Raw genomic sequence first — 16,369 nt, 5'->3', positions numbered from 1 at the left:
TCAGCGCTTGTTCTCGAGCATGTGGCGCAAGACAGCGATGCGCTGCTGCGCCTGCCAGTCCTGATTGGAGTTCTGCCCCTTGTCGAGGCTCAGAAATTTCTGATAGGCCTCGATCGCCTGGGGCATCTTCCGGAGTTTATCGTAGCAGGTGGCGCGGACAAACCAAGCACCGGAGTTCAAATCCTGGCGGCGGGCGAGTTCGTCGAGGGCCGTCAGGGCCGCGGGGCAGTCGCCCTGGAGATAATAGGCGGAGCTCAGGTCCTTCCACGCCGTCAAGTCGCTGGCATCCGCGCGCAGGACGGCCAGGAGTTCGCGCTCGGCGGAGGGAAAATCGCGCTTTTGGAGATAGAGGCGGCCGAGGCCGGCGCGGAGGTCGCGCTGCTCGGGAGCGAGAGCGATGGCGCGCTGCAGGGTGGCGATGGCATCGTCCCAGCGGGATTGCGCGATCAGGATGTCGGCGCGGAGGCGCAGAAGGAGGACGTCCGGGGGCTGCGCGGCGTCCATGCGGTCGAGCTCCGCCAGCGCGGCGTCATATTCCTTCTGTTCGAAAAGAAAGCGCAAGACGCGGGCGCGGGCCGCGCGGTCGGCGGGCTGAAGCTGGAGATAGCCGCGGTAGGCCTCGACGGCCTCCGGCTTCTGCTGGGCGTCGAGCGCCTGGGCGAGGCCCAGGCGCGCCGGAGCGGAGTCCGGCTGGAGGGCCAGGGCTTCGCGGAAGTTTGCTTCGGCAGGCGCGAATTGATTGGCGCGGAGAAGGACGCGGGCGAGGGCCAGATGGGTTTCGAAATCGCGCGGGTCGAGTTTAGCGGCGCCTTCCAGTGCTTCCCGCGCGCCGGACAGATCGTTGGTGCGCTCCAGGGCCAGGCCCAGCAGAAAGCGCGGGCGGCTCTGCGCGGGAAGCAGTTCGACGGCTTTGCGGAGTGGAACGACAGCGGCGGCGGGGTCGCGGTCCAGGAGGAGCAGGCCGAGATTGAGGTGGGCTTCGGCGAGTTTGGGGTCGAGCGCGGCGGCGCGCTGGTATTCCGCGCGGGCGTCGTCCCAGCGCTGGAGGGCGGTGAAAACGTAGGCGAGCTGAAAATGGCCGTAGGCAAAGTCAGGCTGCTGGGCGACGACGTTCTGCAGCGGAGCCAGCGCGGCCGGGAAGTCCTGGCGTTCGATGGCGCGCTGCGCCTCATCGAGGAGATCGTTCAGGGGGTTGCGGAGTTTCTGGGTGGCAGCCGGGCGAGGCTTGCGCGGCGCGGGGGTCTGGGCGTGCGCGCTTGCCGCGCCGGACAGGAGCGCGAGAAGCGAGACGCGGAGGAGGCGTGCGGCGTTCATTATTTTCCGGCGCCGTTGCCGGCTTTGTCTCCGGGATTGGATGCGCCGTTGGACGGGCGCTTTGCCTGAGCGCTGGCCTGCAAGACCCGGGCGAGGTAGCGGCCGGTGTGCGACTGGGCGTTGCGCGCAACCTGCTCCGGGGTTCCGGTGGCAATAATGCGGCCACCCAGATCACCGCCCTCGGGGCCGAGGTCGACAAGCCAGTCGGCGCACTTGATGACGTCGAGGTTGTGCTCGATGACGAGGAGGGAGGCGCCGCTTTCGAGGAGCTTGCGAAAAGCGGCGAGGAGTTTCTGGATGTCGTCGAAGTGCAGGCCGGTAGTGGGTTCATCGAGGATATAGAGGATGCCCTGGTTTTCGGTGCGAGCGAGGTGCGCGGCGAGCTTCAGGCGCTGAGCTTCACCGCCGGAAAGGGTGGTAGCGGACTGTCCGAGGCGGAGGTAGCCGAGGCCGATTTCGTGGAGGATTTTGAGCTTGGAGATGACGCGGGGGACGTTGCCGAAGAAGGCCAGGGCCTCGCGGACGGTCATCTCCAGAACTTCGTGGATGTTCCGGCCGTGATAACGGACCTCGAGGACGCCGCTCTTGAAGCGGGTGCCGCGGCAGTCCTCGCAGACGAGCTCGACGTCCGCGAGAAACTGCATCTCGACGGTGACGGTGCCGTCGCCCTGGCAGGTTTCGCAGCGGCCGCCGGGGACGTTGAAGGAGAAATGGCCTGCGGAGTAGGCGCGGCGCTTGGCATCGGGAGTTTCGGCGAAGACCTCACGGATGGCGTCGAAGGCCTTGAGGTAGGTGGCCGGATTGGAGCGCGGGGTGCGGCCGATGGGCGACTGGTCCACGATGACCAGGTCCTGAAGGTGCTGGTCGCCTTCGATGCGCTCGCAGAATTCCTTGTTGCTGCCGCCGGTGCGCTTAGCCTGCAGGGCCTTGTAGAGAACGTCGTGCACGAGGGTGGACTTGCCGGAACCGGAGACACCAGTGACGACGGTGAGGGTCTGCAGGGGCAAGGCGAGATCGACGTTGCGCAGGTTGTGGAGACGGGCGCCAAAGAGGCGCAGGAATTTTCCGCCGGGCTTGTGGCGGTTGACGGGTACGGAGATGCGCAGCTCACCGCTGAGGTAGCGCCCGGTGAGCGATTGGGGGTCCTGCAGGAGCGCGGGGTAATCGCCGGCGAAGAGCAGGCGGCCGCCGAGTTCGCCGGCGCCGGGGCCGAGATCGAGGATGCAGTCGGCGGAGCGGATGGTGTCGGGATCGTGCTCGACGAGGAGGACGGTATTGCCGAGATCGCGCAGCGATTTGAGGATGTCGATGAGGCGCCGGGTGTCGCGGGGGTGCAGGCCGATGGAGGGCTCGTCGAGAACGTAAAGCGCGCCGACGAGATGCGAACCGAGGGAAGTGGCGAGCTGGATGCGCTGCGATTCGCCGCCGGAGAGGGTGGAGGTGAGGCGGTCGAGGTTGAGGTACTCGAGGCCGACTTCGTCGAGGAACTGCAGGCGGGTGCGGATCTCCTCGAGAATGCGCGCGGCGATTTTGGCCTGCTCCGCGCTGAGGGCCAGGGCGGCGAAGAAGGCGCGGGCTTCCTTTACGGTGAGCTTGCAGACCTCGGTGATGGACTTGCCGGCGACGCGGACGGCGCGGGCCTCGGGGCGCAGACGGGTGCCGCCGCATTCCAGGCAGGTGGCGTAGCCGCGGTAGCGGCTAAGGAAGACGCGCACGTGAAGCTTGTATTTCTTGCGCTCGAGGAGCTCGAAGAGGCCTTTCACGCCGGGGAAATCGTTTTTGGGATCGCCTTCGAGGACCAGGCGGCGCTGTTCGGCGGAGAGCTGGCGCCAGGGCAGGTAGGTGGGGATGCCGCGGGCGCGGAGCCAGCGTTTGGCGTCGGCGAGGAGGGCGCGGTAGCGGGGCTTGGTCCAGGGCTCGACGGCGCCGTCGTCGATGGATTTGCCGGGATCGGGGACGACCAGGTTGAGGTCGAAATCAACGGTGTTGCCGAAGCCCTGGCAGCGGGGGCAGGCGCCGTAGGGATTGTTGAAGGAGAAGAGGCGCGGCTCGGGCACCTGATAGACGATGCCGCAGGATTTGCACTCGAAGCGCTCGTTGAAGAGCAGGCGCTCGGCGGGATGGCCCGCGGGGTCGGGAAGAAATTCGAGGATGGCTTCGCCGTGGCCTTCGCGGTAGCAGATCTCGATGGAGTCGACGAGCCGGGAGCGGGATTCGGGATTGACGGCGAGGCGGTCGACCAGGGCGAAGACCGGCCGGGAGAAGTTGACGTCGAGGAGAGTCTCCGGGGTGGCGAACTCGTGGACGCGGCCGTCCTGGTAGAGGCGGTTGAAGCCGCGCTTCTGCAAGTCGAGGAGGGCCTGGCGCTCGGCTTCCCGGGCTGCGGCAGCGCGCTTTTTCGCGGAGATGCGGCCGCTGGGCGGGGCGGCGAAGCGCAGCGGGTAGAGAACGTAGAAGCGGCGGCCGGGAGTGAGAGCGAGGACGCGGTTGGCGATGTCCTCGGGGGCGTCGCGGCGGACCTGCACGCCGCATTTGGTGCAGAAGGTGGTGCCGCAGCGGGCGTAGAGGAGGCGCAGGTAGTCGTAAATTTCCGTGGCGGTGGCCACGGTGGAGCGGGGATTGCGGGTGGTGGTCTTCTGGCGGATGGCGACGGCCGGGGCGATGCCGGAGATTTCGTCCACATCGGGCTTTTCCATGCGCTCGAGAAACTGGCGGGCGTAGGCGGAGAGGGATTCGACGTAGCGGCGCTGGCCTTCGGCGTAGACGGTGTCAAAGGCCAGGCTGGACTTGCCGGAGCCGGATACGCCGGTGACCACGGTGATGGCGTTGTGGGGAATGTCCACGCTGACGTTCTTGAGATTATGGACGCGGGCGCCGCGGATGCGGATGGCTTCCTGTTCGGCCGAAACGGGCGTGAGTTCGTGTGTGGCCAAAGGGGTGTCCAGACAGAGAGCATCGCGCGCGCTGTCTAAACTCACAATTATACGGCTGCGCACGAAAGCGGGCAAATGCCTGCTGATCGGCGGCTGGACAGTGCGCTCCTGAGAGGAAGGCGGATTAGGGCTCGAGCTCGAGGTCGATCTGCCCAATGCCGCCTTCGACGGTGAGTTTGAGGGTGACGGGGGATTTGCCGTAGGCGTCGTTGACGTAGGCGCCGCCGTCGTTTTTCAAGCCGTGGGCGTCGATGGAGCCGAGGCCGCCGGAAGCGTGGACGATGACGCCGACGTTCCTGGGGAGCCGGATGGTGGCTGTGCCGACGCCACCGTGAATCTCGGCCTGCAGATCGCTCTTGCGCGCGCCGGACAGGTCGGCGCGCAATTCCCCGGCGCCCATGTCCACGCTGAGGCGGGTGAGGGGAACGTCGCGAAGTCGCAGGTCGCCGCTGCCGGCGCCCAATTGCAGGCGAAGGTCGAGCGGAACATCGTTACTGAAGCGGAGATCCCAGTCATTTTCGGTGCGCCCGAAGTGGACGCTCTCGCCGTGTTGGCGGATGCGCAGCTCGCCGGCGCCGCTGGAGACGTTGTAGCCGACGTGCGGGGCGCCCTGGTTTGCGGAGTAGCGGAAATCGGCGTCGAGGAGGCGGCTGGAGCCACCGCTCAAGCGCAGCTGGCCCGCGGGCATCTCGATATCGGCGCGGAGCGATTGCGCGCCCTGGCGCTCGAGGGCCTTCACGTCATGCACGTCATGCGCGAGCGCGCCGGTGTACTTGCCGCGGACAACGGCCGCGGCAAAGAGGATGAGGAGCAGGATCAGGGCCACGGAGGCGCCGGAAATGCGCGGGCCGGCCACAGCGTCGGGATGTTGGCGCAGCCAGAGGTAGTCCCACAGCTTGCCCAGGCCGAGGAAGACCAGGAGCAAGGGCCAGTACTGCGAAACCACAGGCCAGGGATCGGCTTCCGGGCGCAGGTTGAAGAACAAAAACAGCAGGCCCAAGGCGATCAGGACAATGGCGCCGCCGATGGACCGGCGCTGCAAACCATCACTTTGTCCCATGGCACACCCCCTTTTGTTCAAGAGATACGCAGCCCGGGTGGAAAATGTTCCCCCTTCAGGGCTGGCCGGGCGAGGCATTCTGGCGCGGGCGCCAGCGGAATTTTTTCTCCATGGCCAGCAGGCGCCAGTCAATGCGCGTGAAGGCATAGACCAGAAAGAGGAGCAGTATCTGGGAGACGACGAAATATGCGCCAAAGTAGGAGCCAGTGACGTAGGCATCCACGTTGAGCTTGCGCGCGGCACTGGCGGCGGTGGCGTTCCAGAAGGCATAGCTAACCAAGCGGCCGCAGAAGAAGGGTACGGCGATGAAGCGCCAGCCGAAGCGGGTGAGGCCGTAGCCGATGAAGAGATTGTTGGTGGGCATGGGGCTGAAGGCATAGAAGAGGAAGAGGCCCAGGGTGACGTGCTTGCGGCCTTCGATAGCCAAGCGAATGGAGTCGACGTTTTCGCGGGTGGCAGCGCTGAGCAGCCTTTGGCGGATGAGCAAACGGGACATCATGGCCAACACAAGGCGGCCGAAAGTCGCTGCGGCGGCACCCACCAGAGCGACCGCAAGAGGGTTGATGGCGGGGTATTTGATCCCGATGTAGGACATGGCCATCCAGGTGGGGGGCGCAAAGGCAGGGACCACATTCAGGAGGAAGACGACGGCGAAGATAAGCACGAGACTCAACATCGCTCTACTACGCTAACACACTGCAGGGGGCGGCGCGCGCGTTCCGGAAAGGCGCGGGCGAGGCGCCGGGACCGCGGAGAATGGCGGTGTGCTAAAGTGAATTTGAGGCCGGATGGGGGCGGGAGCAGAGCAAAAGGCCATGGCGAAATTCGAGCGCATCTTCTGGATCGTGCTGGACAGCGTGGGGATCGGGCCGCTGCCGGACGCCGCGGAATACGGGGATACCGGCCGCAGCACGCTCGGGCACATCGCCGAATCGCGGCCGCTGGCGCTGCCGCATTTGCTGCGCATGGGCCTGGGAAATATTGCGCCGTTGGCGCACCTGGCGCCGGCAAGCAAGCCGACGGCGGCCTTCGGCAAGGGAGCCACGCATTCGCCGGGAAAAGACACGACTACCGGGCAGTGGGAGATGGCTGGCGTGTGGCTGGAGCAGGCGTTTCCGGTCTATCCGCAGGGTTTCCCGCGAGAGGTGATGGAAGAGTTCGAGAGGCAGATCGGGCGGAAGACGATTGGGAACAAGCCGGCCTCGGGCACGGAGATCCTCAAGGAGCTGGGGGATGAGCACGTGCGCACGGGCTTTCCGATTGTGTACACGTCGGGAGACAGCGTTTTTCAGATCGCGGCGCACGAGGAGGTGATCCCCGTGGCCGAGCTGTACCGGATGTGCGCGATCGCGCGGAAGCTGCTGGACGGGCCGCATCGCGTGGGACGGGTGATCGCGCGGCCCTTTGCCGGGGCCAGCGGGGCGTACACGCGCACGGCGCGGCGGCACGACTACGCGGTGGACCCGCCGCGGCCCATGCTGCTGGACGTGCTGGCGGAGCGGGGCGTGCCGGTCTTCGGGGTGGGCAAGATCCACGACATCTATAACGGGCGCGGAGTGGACGACTACGTCACGACGAAGAGCAACGCGGACGGCATGGAAAAGCTGGGAGCGGCGCTGCGGGAACGGCCGGCGGGGCTGGTCTTCAGCAACCTGGTGGATTTCGACATGCTCTACGGGCACCGCAAGGACGTGGAAGGCTTCGCGCGCGCACTCGAGGAGTTCGACCTCTGGCTGGGCGGATTTCTGCAGGAGTTGCGCGGCTCGGACCTGCTGCTGCTGACCGCGGACCACGGCTGCGACCCCGATCCGCGCTGGGAGACCACCGACCATTCGCGGGAGTATGTGCCCATCCTGGCTTATTCGCCCGGGGTGGCGGGCGGAGTGGCGCTGGGAACGCGGGCGACGCTGGCGGACATGGGACAGAGCGTGGCGGAAAATTTCGGGGGGAAGATCGCGCACGGAATGAGTTTTCTGGGGGAGCTGGGAAGCGGCAAGCGCGCGTGAGCGGGCAAGAGGAATCTAATATTGAATAACACTTGGCCTCCGGGCTAAAGCCCCCCTCATTTCCCGCAGTCGCTATGTCGCGGCTCCCGACAGGAGTCGGGACAGGCGCCGCTCCGACCCCCTAAAGAAAATGAAAGATATTTCCAGGACACAGCACTAGTTGCCGGAGCTGCCCGCAGCGGGGTTGCCGGAGGAGGCGCTGCCGCCGGAAGCGGCACTGCCGGGGGCGTAGTAGCCATTGCGGGTGCGCGCGCTGAGCTTGCCGTGGCCGCGGGGGGGAATGACTTCCACCTGTACGGCGCGGAAAGTGCCGTCGCGCTTGGTATTGCTGGGGTAGTAGGCCAAGGTGTACTGGTTACGGATGTCGTGGGCCACGTCCTCGCAAATAGTGTGGACATCGGCGACGTTTTCCGGAAAGAAGGCCAGGCCGCCGGAAGCCTCGGCGATTTCCTTGAGGGCTTTGCGGGCGCGCTTGGCGGTTTTCTTGCTCTCCTGGCTGAGCAGGCCGATGGTGTAGATGACGACGTCCGTCTGCTGGATTTCGTGGACGGTTTTTTCCAGGGAGTTGCGGCTGGCGTTGTCTTCGCCGTCGGTGACGACGAGGAGGACCTTCTTGTCCTTGCTGCCCTTCTTGAGGTGGTCGAGCGAGCCGATGAGGGCGTCATAGAGGGCGGTGCTGCCGCGGGAATTGATGCGCTCGAGGGCTTCCTTGAGGTCGGGGATGCTGCTGGTGAAGTCCTTGTCGAGGTCGAGATAGAAATCGTCGTTGAAGTTGACGACGAAGGCTTCGTCCTGGGGGTTGCTGGTCTGCACCAGGGTGATGGCGGCTTCGTTGACGCGCGGGCGCTTGTCGCGCATGCTGCCGCTATTGTCGATGACCAGGCCCATGCTGACGGGGATATCCTCGCGCTTGAAGACGGAAAGCTTCTGCTGGACCTTGTCCTCCAGGACGCGGAAATTCTCTTCCTTGAGGCCGTCCACGAAGCGGCCGCGGTCGTCGAGCACCGTGGTGTGGAGCACGACGAGGTTGACGGTGCGGCGGATGCTGTAGCCCTCCTGCTTCTGCCCGGGTGCGGGAGCGGCAGGGCCCTGCCCCGGCGGGGGAGGCGGCGCGGACGGGGGAACGGGGAGCTGCGCGTTGGCCGCGGCAGCGGAGAAGACCAGGGCGAAGAGCGGCGCAAGAAAAAGGGCCAAGCGGCTCCGGCAAAAGGAGCGCTCAGTGGCTGGGAGCGTAGTATCCCGTCCTGGCGAAGACGCTGAGAGGCGGAAGCCCGCGCAGGGCGCGCAGCTTGACCTTGATCTTGCGCCAACGCGCGTCGTGCACTTTGTTGCTCGGCCGATATCCCAGAACATATTGGTTGCGCAGCTCCATTCCGATCTTGGCGGCGATGTCCGGAAGCTCATTCAGATTCTCGACCACAAAGACGCGGCCTCCGGTCATGTCCGTGACTTCCGAGAGTAGCGAGGGCCCGTTCAGCTCTTCCGGGGTCCGGCCGCGATAACCGAGCGGGTCGTAGACACCGATGGCGTAAAGCTGGCAATCGGATTCCCTCACCAGGCGCTTGATATCGCTCTCGTTGTACCTACTATGATTATCACCTCCGTCGGAGATGATGAGCAAGGCCCGTTTGGCGTTATGTGCACCCCTCATCTCGCTCAGTCCGAGATAGATGGCGTCGAGAAGCGCGGTGCGGCCCTTGGCGACGGTGAACATCATGCGGGTCTGCAAGTCTTCGATGCTGTTCGTGAAGACACTGGTGAGCTCGGCGTGCTCGTTGAAGCTGACCAGGAAAAATTCGTCCCGGGGGTTGGCCGTCTTGAAAAACTGGATGGCCGCCTCGCGGGACTTCGCGACCTTGTTGGCCATGCTGCCGCTCAGATCGAAGATCACGCCGATGGAGATGGGCACGTCCTCGGAGGAGAAATGGACGATCTCCTGCTCGACGTTGTCTTCGAAGACGCGGAAATTTTCCGCTTCCAGGCCGGTGACCAGGCGGCTGTAGGGATCGGTAACGGTGACGTTGACGAGCGCCAGGTCCACCTCGACTTTGAGGGCCCGGCCCGGCTTGAGAGGAATGCCGGGAGTGTCCTTCTTGAGGTCGCCGGGCGCGGAATCCTGCTGGGCTTGCGCGGAAAGTAGGGGGAGGCAGGCGAGCAGGAGGAGGCTCGTCCAGAACGAGGTGACGCGGAGCAGGCTCGCGCAACGTCTCATGGTTCCCCCATGGTCTCCGCACCGAGACGAGTGCGCGGACCAGCGCTGCATCTTAATTCTACCATTCGTCCCTTGGGAAGCAAGGCCCTCCCCGCAGGCGGACTGGAGAGTGTGTTAGCATCGGCGCTGGCGCGGGAAAGAGACGAGCGGAGCGGCATTGCTTATGGATAGTCCCCGGGTAGTGGCAGTGATTCCGGCACGGTATGCGGCGATGCGCCTGCCGGGCAAGCCGCTGGTGGCCCTGGCGGGCAAGCCAATGATCCAGCGGGTGTGGGAACGGGCACGGCTGGCGCAGCGGGTTTCGCGGGTGATTGTGGCCACCGACGACGAGCGCATCCGGAAGGCGGTGGAAGATTTCGGCGGAGAGGCGCGCATGACCCGCGCGGATCACCGCTCCGGGACGGAGCGCATCGCGGAAGTGGCGGCGCACGTGGAGGGCGATCTCTTCGTGAACGTGCAGGGGGACGAGCCGCTGCTGGATCCCGCCTCGGTGGACGCGGCGGTGGCGGCGCTGCTGGAAGAGCCGGCCGCAGCCATCGCCACGGTGGCCACGCCGGTGAAAGTGGCGGCCGACATCATGGACCCCAACGTGGTAAAGACGGTGCTGGATTTCGACGGGAACGCGCTCTACTTTTCGCGCGCGCCGATTCCCTGGGTGCGCGACGAACAGCACCGCGTGCACGCACGGCACCTGAAGCATCTCGGGCTGTACGTTTTTCAGCGCGCGGCCCTGCTGGAGTTTCCTACCCTGCCGCAGGGCGACCTGGAGAGAGTGGAGCAGCTGGAGCAGCTGCGCTGGATGGAGAACGGCTGGAAGATCCGCGTCGCGGAAGTGCCCACGGATTCGGTGAGCGTGGACGTGCCGGAAGACGTGGAGCGGGTGGAAAAGCTGCTCGCCAACCAAAACCGTCCGGCCTGACCAGCCCGGGCGGTTCGATTCCCTCTCGCGCCGCGCTCAGGGCTGGCGCGCGTTCGCGCCCACGAGGACGCGATCGGGATCCACGCCGACGAGGAACACGGTATTGGCGTCGACAACGTAGGCCGCAAAGTTGAACGTCGCCGGAGAGGTGGGCGGCGCGTTCGTGGTCACCGTGAAGGAGTTCCTGCCGGCCGGGTCGGAGCCGAGGGCCAGCGTTCCGGCAAAGGGAAAATTGAAGAACTGCTTCCCCGTAGCGAACTCATTGGCGTCCAGGGTGCCGCTGGCATTGCTGCCGGAGGCGGAGGTCAGCTGCAACTGCCCGGTGAAGTCCTCCTCGTCGCTGCGCACGCCGCTCCAGACGAAGGCGTAATTCCCCGCCAATACGGCGGAGATGATCGGGCTGGGCGTTTGCGCCAGGAGCGAGCCGTCGCTAGTGATCTGGGTGTCGGTTTCCTGGAAGACGGCCTGCGCCGGCGAAAGCAGATAAAAAATAAAGGAAAAAGTTCCGGCGTTGGAGTCGGTCCACGTGGCCGTGCCGCCGCCGAAACCGTTGGCATCCACCGTATAGCTTCCGGTGACCGTGCCTCCCGAAGTCGGCAGAGAAGTGAGCAGGCCATTGTTGTTCTCATCGAGAACGGTCGAGGTCAGGTTGCCGCCGCCGTCCGCGGTGAAACGGCCGGCGGTGGCCAGCGGCCCGGTCGTGCTCGAGCCACCCATCAAGAAAGCATAGCTGCCGTTCAGCGACGCGGCGCTGAAGGTCATATTCTGCTGCGCCAGGGCGTCGCCCACATACGCCGCGGGAAAATCCGTTCCCAGGCATTTCACGTGCGTGCGATCCACGATGTAGAAGGTGAAATTGTGCCCGGCAAAGTTTGCGGTGCCGCGGCCGGACTGCGCATTGGCGGGATCCATCTGGTAAAAAGCTCCGGCGGGAAAGGCCTGCTGCCCGGACAGCGTGCCTGCTTCATTGGAGTCATACAAGCCGTCTTGCACGCCGCCCGCGCCATCGGCGGTGAAGCGGCCGATGATGGATTCCGGATTCAGGGCGCTGCTGATGCCGGAGAAATCAAAGACGTAGCCTCCGGCGATCTGCGTGACGGAAAAAGCCGCGGGATTCTGGAGCTGGAGCCCGCCGCTGGCCGTCGCAGCACTGTCGGTTTGAATGAGGAAGCCCTGCGCGGGGGAAGCCAGCGCGATGCTGTAGTTGGTGACGCCCGTGCTGTTCGTAAGGCTGAGAGTGCCGCGGCCATCCGCATGGATCGAATAGCTCCCGCCCGTGAAAGACAAGGTCAGCACCCCGGTGCAGACATTGACGTCCTCGACGCCGCTGGTGATATTGCCATTCCCATCCGCGGTGATGCTCCCGATGCGCGCGAAGAGGCTGCCCACTCCGCCGCACGACTCGCGGCCGGTCATGGAAAAAGCGTACTGTCCCTTCAGGCTGGCGTTTGTGAAATTGCCGACAGGCGGAGGGGGAACGAAAATCGTGCCGCCGCTTCCGCCGCTACAGGCTGCGGCGAAGAGAGCGGCGAGGAGCGCCACGAGGAAGACCGGGTGCTTGCTCGACGGAGTCATCGGGCACCTGCCTGCTGCTGCGTCTGCGGCACGCCCAAGGCGCGGGCGCCGGCCAGCCCCAGCGGCGCGCCCAGGGCGGTCCGCAACACGAGCGCTTGCCCGCCCTTCTGGATCAACCGCGCGAGAAAGACGCTGCCCTGCCGCGTGCGGGATTGCACGCCGACGATCCGGATTACGTCACCGCTGGCCAGGGAAAAGTGATTGGCCTCCAGATAGGAAGCCGCGCCGAGAGGCACGTCCACCGCGCCGCCGGCCGTCTGCAGAACAACGTGGGCGCCCATGGGCGGCGTCGCAGCCGACGCCGTGTAACGCAAGACCTGGCCTTCGAGCACGGTCTCCCGCGCGGCGTTCCCGGCCAGGCCGCGCGGCGGGGCCTGCGGCCTCTGCGCCAGTTGCTGCGCGCCGGCCGTGCCGCCCAGAAACAACAAGATACCCGACAGGAATGCGGCTCTGCGGATGGAACTTTTCATGACATCCCCCTGCCCTTGCGGCTGCGACGTGCGTCTTGACGGACCGCACTGCGCCGGAACGCGCCGGCCCTGCGCCGGCACACTGGCAGACCACTCACTGTTACTAGGAACACCGCGGCAAGCGAAAGGTTGCAGGAATTCACCGCGGCACAGGGCATGGAGGACGGAAAGAGCGCATTTGACAGGCAGAGGAGTTGTGGCCATAATACGGCGTACTGCCACTCCCACGGAGGTTAGGCACGCCGCGTTTTGGGATGTAACCGGAGCGTGGCCGCACGGATGAAGCCAAAATATATTTTTGTAACTGGCGGTGTTGTTTCCTCCCTCGGAAAAGGAGTTGCCGCCTCCTCCATCGGTTGTCTCCTCGAAAGCCGCGGTTTCAAAGTCACCCTGCAGAAATGTGATCCGTACCTGAACGTAGATCCGGGCACGATGAGTCCGTACCAGCACGGCGAGGTGTTCGTCACCGAGGACGGCGCGGAGACGGACCTGGACCTGGGGCACTATGAACGGTTCACGCACGCCAAGCTGACGCGTGATAACAACTGGACCACCGGGCGGATTTACGAAACGATTCTGACCAAGGAGCGGCGCGGGGATTACCTGGGCAAGACCGTGCAGGTGATTCCGCACGTCACCGACGAGATCAAGGCGGTCATCAAGAAGGTGTCGGAAGGCGTGGACGTGGTGATCGTGGAGATTGGCGGGACGGTCGGGGACATCGAATCGCTGCCCTTTCTGGAAGCCATCCGGCAGTTGCGGCTGGAGCAGGGCGCGGACAACACGCTGTTTGTGCACGTGACCCTGGTGCCGTACATTGCGGCCGCAGGCGAACTGAAGACCAAGCCGACGCAGCACAGCGTGAAGGAGATGCTGGGCATCGGGATCCAGCCGGATATTTTGCTGTGCCGCAGCGACCACCACATTCCCGCGGAGCTGAAGAAGAAAATCGCGCTGTTCTGCAACGTGGCGGAAGCCTGCGTGATTTCGATGGAGGATGTGGACACCATCTACGCGGTTCCTGCGGAACTGAGCAAGGAAGGGCTGGACGCGCAGATCCTTCGCCTGCTGCGCCTGGAGGAGCGGCCCTCGGACATGAAACCGTGGGTGGACCTGGTGTACGGGATGCATCATCCGGCGGGCGAAGTGCGCATCGGCATCGTCGGCAAGTACGTGCAGCTGGAGGACGCCTACAAGAGCCTGCGCGAAGCGCTGCTGCACGGGGGGCTGGCGCACAACCACAGGACGGTTCTGGAATGGATCGAAGCGGAAGAGATTGACTCGCCGGCGACGGCGGCGGCGCGGCTGCGTCACGTGGACGGGATCCTGGTGCCCGGGGGCTTCGGCAAGCGCGGGATCCAGGGGATGGTCTACAGCATTCAGTATGCGCGGGAGAACAAGGTGCCCTTCTTCGGCATCTGCCTGGGGATGCAGTGCGCGACGATCGAGTACGCGCGGGACGTTGCCGGGCTGCCCGAGGCGGACAGCACCGAATTCGATCCGCAGACGCCGCACCGGGTGATCTACAAGCTGCGCGAACTGCTCGGAGTGGACGAAATGGGCGGGACGATGCGGCTGGGGGCGTGGCCGTGCCAGCTGACGCCCGGGTCGTTTGCGCACCGGGCCTACGGCCAGACGGAGATCAGCGAGCGGCACCGGCACCGCTACGAGTTCAACCGCGAGTACGAAAAAATCCTGACCGGGGCGGGGCTGCGCATCACCGGGCGCACGCCGGACGAGAATTACGTGGAGATCGTGGAGGTGGCCGATCACCCGTGGTTCCTGGGCTGCCAGTTCCATCCGGAATTCAAATCCAAGCCGCTGGAGCCGCATCCGCTGTTCGCGGCGTTCGTCGGCGCGGCCACCGAACAGCGCAAGCGCAAGGCGCGGACCGCCTCCGAGCCACAGCGGACCGCGGCGCTGGGCGTGGCCCCGCGCGCCGCGGTGTGAACCGCCGAAAACGTTTGTACCCGTTGCAAAACCCGCGCTGTCTGCGTAGCCTTTGAGGCCATGACCCCCGTGCACGAGATCGCGCTTGGCTCGCTCCGCCTCGGCGGCGGCCATCCCCTGTTTCTGATCGCCGGGCCGTGCGTGATCGAAAGCGAAGCGCACACCCGCCGGATGGCGGAGGAGTTGGCGCGCATCGCCGGGGAGTGCGGCGTTCCGCTGATCTTCAAGGCTTCCTACGACAAGGCCAACCGCTCGTCGGGAAAGTCCTATCGCGGGCCGGGGCTGCAGGAGGGCCTGCGCATCCTCGGCAAGATCAAGAGCGAGCTGCACCTGCCCATCCTTACGGACATTCACGAGTGCGCTCATGCGGCGCCCGCCGCGGAAGTCTGCGACATCCTGCAAATTCCCGCGTTTCTGGCGCGGCAGACCGACCTGCTGGTGGCCGCCGCGAAAACCGGGCGGATCGTCAACGTGAAGAAGGCGCAGTTTCTTTCGCCGTGGGAGATGGGCAACGTGGTGGAAAAAATCGCTGGGGCCGGCAACCAGAAAATCATGCTGACCGAGCGCGGGGCTTCCTTCGGCTACCAGAACCTGGTGGTGGATATGCGCACGTTCCCGATCCTGCGCAAACTGGGCTACCCGGTGGTGTTTGACGTGACGCACTCGGTGCAGATACCCGGCGGGCTGGGCCACGCAAGCGGGGGGCAGCCGGAGTTCATCGAGCCGCTGGCGCGCGCGGGGGTTGCCGCGGGGGTGGACGGGGTGTTCCTGGAAGTGCACGACAATCCGGCGCAGGCGCTCTCCGACGGAGCGAATGCCTTGCCGCTGGCGCTGTTCCCTGCCCTGCTGGCGCGGCTCAAAGAACTTTCCACACTGGTGCGGCGCTGGGGTGTCCTATGAGCCTGGAGACCGCGCGGCGCGTGCTGCGCATCGAAGCGCAAGCCATTCAGGACGTCCTGGGGCGGCTGGACACCAGCTTTGAGAAGGCCGTGGAACTGTTCTTCAACTGCCGCGGGCGCATCGTGGTCAGCGGCATGGGCAAGTCCGGGCTGATCGGGCGGAAGATTTCCGCGACGCTTTCCAGCACGGGCACGCCGTCGCTGTTCCTGCATCCGGCGGAAGCGATGCACGGGGACCTGGGAATGCTGGCGCGGGGCGACGCGATGCTGGCGATCTCCTACGGCGGGGAGACCGAAGAGCTGGTGGGGCTGCTGGAGACGCTGAAGCGGCTGGAGATAAAGCTGGTCACGCTCACCGGGAACATGCGCTCGACGCTGGCAGGTGCGAGCGACGCGGTGCTGGACTGCAGCGTGCGCGAGGAAGCTTGCTCGCTGAACCTGGCGCCAACGGCGAGCACCGCGGTGGCGATGGCGGTGGGGGACGCGCTGGCTGTGTCGCTCTTGGAGCGGCGCGGGTTCAGCCCCGACGATTTCGCGGCGCTGCATCCCGGGGGCCGGCTGGGCAAGAAGCTGCTGCGGGTGGAGCACCTGATGCACGGCGGGGTGGAACTGCCGCGCGTGGCGCGGGATGCGCGCATGCCGGACGTCATCTACGAGATGAGCAAGAAGGGCCTGGGCATGACCACGGTAGTGGAAGCGGACGGGCGGCTCGCAGGGGTAGTGACCGACGGAGATCTGCGGCGGCTGATGGCCACGCAGAAAGGCGCGGTGCTGGAGATGACCGCGGGAGCGTGCATGACCGGCAACCCGCAGACGATCGGGCCGCTGGCGCTGGCCGGCGAAGCGTTGAACGTGATGGAGAAGCGCAAGATCACGGCGGTGGTGGTGGTGGACGAGACGCACAAGGTGCTCGGGGTGGTGCACCTGCACGATCTGTGGACGCTGGAACTGATTTAGAAAAGAGATATAACCCAGAGGGCACGGAGAGAAGAGGAGAAGACTTTGGCGCGTGCGGCGAAGAAGATTCCGGC

The 16,369-nt window shown here is 65.5% G+C and carries 13 protein-coding genes; 5 read left to right on the top strand and 8 right to left on the bottom strand.

The annotated features are described in order from the left end of the window. The 4 genes from LAN61_07920 to LAN61_07905 form a co-directional block, all read right to left on the bottom strand. On the bottom strand, positions 1 to 1,314 hold the full coding sequence (locus LAN61_07920; protein ID MBZ5540430.1) for a tetratricopeptide repeat protein: 1,314 nt from the start codon (positions 1,312 to 1,314) through the stop codon (positions 1 to 3). Next, positions 1,314 to 4,247: an excinuclease ABC subunit UvrA gene (uvrA, locus tag LAN61_07915; GenBank protein MBZ5540429.1), complete on the bottom strand. Its 2,934-nt coding sequence runs from the start codon at positions 4,245 to 4,247 to the stop codon at positions 1,314 to 1,316. The genes LAN61_07920 and uvrA overlap by 1 nt, the downstream gene beginning before the upstream one ends. 124 nt (positions 4,248 to 4,371) lie before the next feature. Next, positions 4,372 to 5,307, bottom strand: a complete 936-nt coding sequence (locus tag LAN61_07910; protein ID MBZ5540428.1) for a toast rack family protein — start codon at positions 5,305 to 5,307, stop codon at positions 4,372 to 4,374. Positions 5,308 to 5,362: 55 nt separating this feature from the next. Beyond that, positions 5,363 to 5,983 carry a hypothetical protein gene (locus LAN61_07905; protein ID MBZ5540427.1) on the bottom strand — a complete coding sequence of 207 codons (621 nt, stop codon included), beginning with the start codon at positions 5,981 to 5,983 and terminating at the stop codon, positions 5,363 to 5,365. Positions 5,984 to 6,122: 139 nt separating this feature from the next. Between LAN61_07905 and LAN61_07900 the strand changes: the two genes are divergently transcribed. Further along, positions 6,123 to 7,313: a phosphopentomutase gene (locus tag LAN61_07900; GenBank protein ID MBZ5540426.1), complete on the top strand. Its 1,191-nt coding sequence runs from the start codon at positions 6,123 to 6,125 to the stop codon at positions 7,311 to 7,313. 156 nt (positions 7,314 to 7,469) lie between these two features. Here the strand turns inward: LAN61_07900 and LAN61_07895 are convergent, their stop codons facing one another. Then, positions 7,470 to 8,507: a VWA domain-containing protein gene (locus LAN61_07895; GenBank protein ID MBZ5540425.1), complete on the bottom strand. Its 1,038-nt coding sequence runs from the start codon at positions 8,505 to 8,507 to the stop codon at positions 7,470 to 7,472. Positions 8,508 to 8,529: 22 nt separating this feature from the next. Next, the gene (locus tag LAN61_07890; GenBank protein ID MBZ5540424.1) at positions 8,530 to 9,525 is read right to left on the bottom strand and encodes a VWA domain-containing protein; all 996 of its coding nucleotides are present in this window, start codon (positions 9,523 to 9,525) and stop codon (positions 8,530 to 8,532) included. 163 nt (positions 9,526 to 9,688) lie between these two features. Here LAN61_07890 and kdsB point away from each other — a divergent pair, with 163 nt between their 5' ends. Next, positions 9,689 to 10,444 (top strand): 3-deoxy-manno-octulosonate cytidylyltransferase, encoded by a 756-nt coding sequence (kdsB, locus tag LAN61_07885; GenBank protein ID MBZ5540423.1) that lies wholly within the window; start codon positions 9,689 to 9,691, stop codon positions 10,442 to 10,444. Positions 10,445 to 10,480: 36 nt separating this feature from the next. On the opposite strand, the gene LAN61_07880 is transcribed toward kdsB, so the two are convergent. Together LAN61_07880 and LAN61_07875 are read right to left on the bottom strand one after the other, a co-directional pair. Next, positions 10,481 to 12,019 carry a hypothetical protein gene (locus LAN61_07880; protein ID MBZ5540422.1) on the bottom strand — a complete coding sequence of 513 codons (1,539 nt, stop codon included), beginning with the start codon at positions 12,017 to 12,019 and terminating at the stop codon, positions 10,481 to 10,483. Next, entirely contained in the window at positions 12,016 to 12,489 is a 474-nt protein-coding gene (locus tag LAN61_07875; GenBank protein MBZ5540421.1) for a hypothetical protein, read from the bottom strand. Before LAN61_07875 ends, LAN61_07880 begins: the two co-directional genes overlap by 4 nt. Positions 12,490 to 12,768: 279 nt before the next feature. Here LAN61_07875 and LAN61_07870 point away from each other — a divergent pair, with 279 nt between their 5' ends. The 3 genes from LAN61_07870 to LAN61_07860 are packed head-to-tail and all read left to right on the top strand — an operon-like array spanning position 12,769 to position 16,295. Further along, positions 12,769 to 14,439 (top strand): CTP synthase, encoded by a 1,671-nt coding sequence (locus LAN61_07870; GenBank protein ID MBZ5540420.1) that lies wholly within the window; start codon positions 12,769 to 12,771, stop codon positions 14,437 to 14,439. A gap of 60 nt (positions 14,440 to 14,499) precedes the next feature. Next, on the top strand, positions 14,500 to 15,339 hold the full coding sequence (gene kdsA, locus LAN61_07865) for a 3-deoxy-8-phosphooctulonate synthase (protein MBZ5540419.1): 840 nt from the start codon (positions 14,500 to 14,502) through the stop codon (positions 15,337 to 15,339). Next, positions 15,336 to 16,295, top strand: a complete 960-nt coding sequence (locus tag LAN61_07860) for a KpsF/GutQ family sugar-phosphate isomerase (GenBank protein MBZ5540418.1) — start codon at positions 15,336 to 15,338, stop codon at positions 16,293 to 16,295. The genes kdsA and LAN61_07860 overlap by 4 nt, the downstream gene beginning before the upstream one ends. Positions 16,296 to 16,369: the final 74 nt, after the last annotated feature.

This window comes from Terriglobia bacterium (assembly GCA_020072785.1).
Classification (GTDB): domain Bacteria; phylum Acidobacteriota; class Terriglobia; order Acidiferrales; family UBA7541; genus Acidiferrum.
The sequence above is the reverse complement of the archived record's forward strand: the minus strand, read 5'-3'. Positions and strand labels throughout refer to the sequence as shown.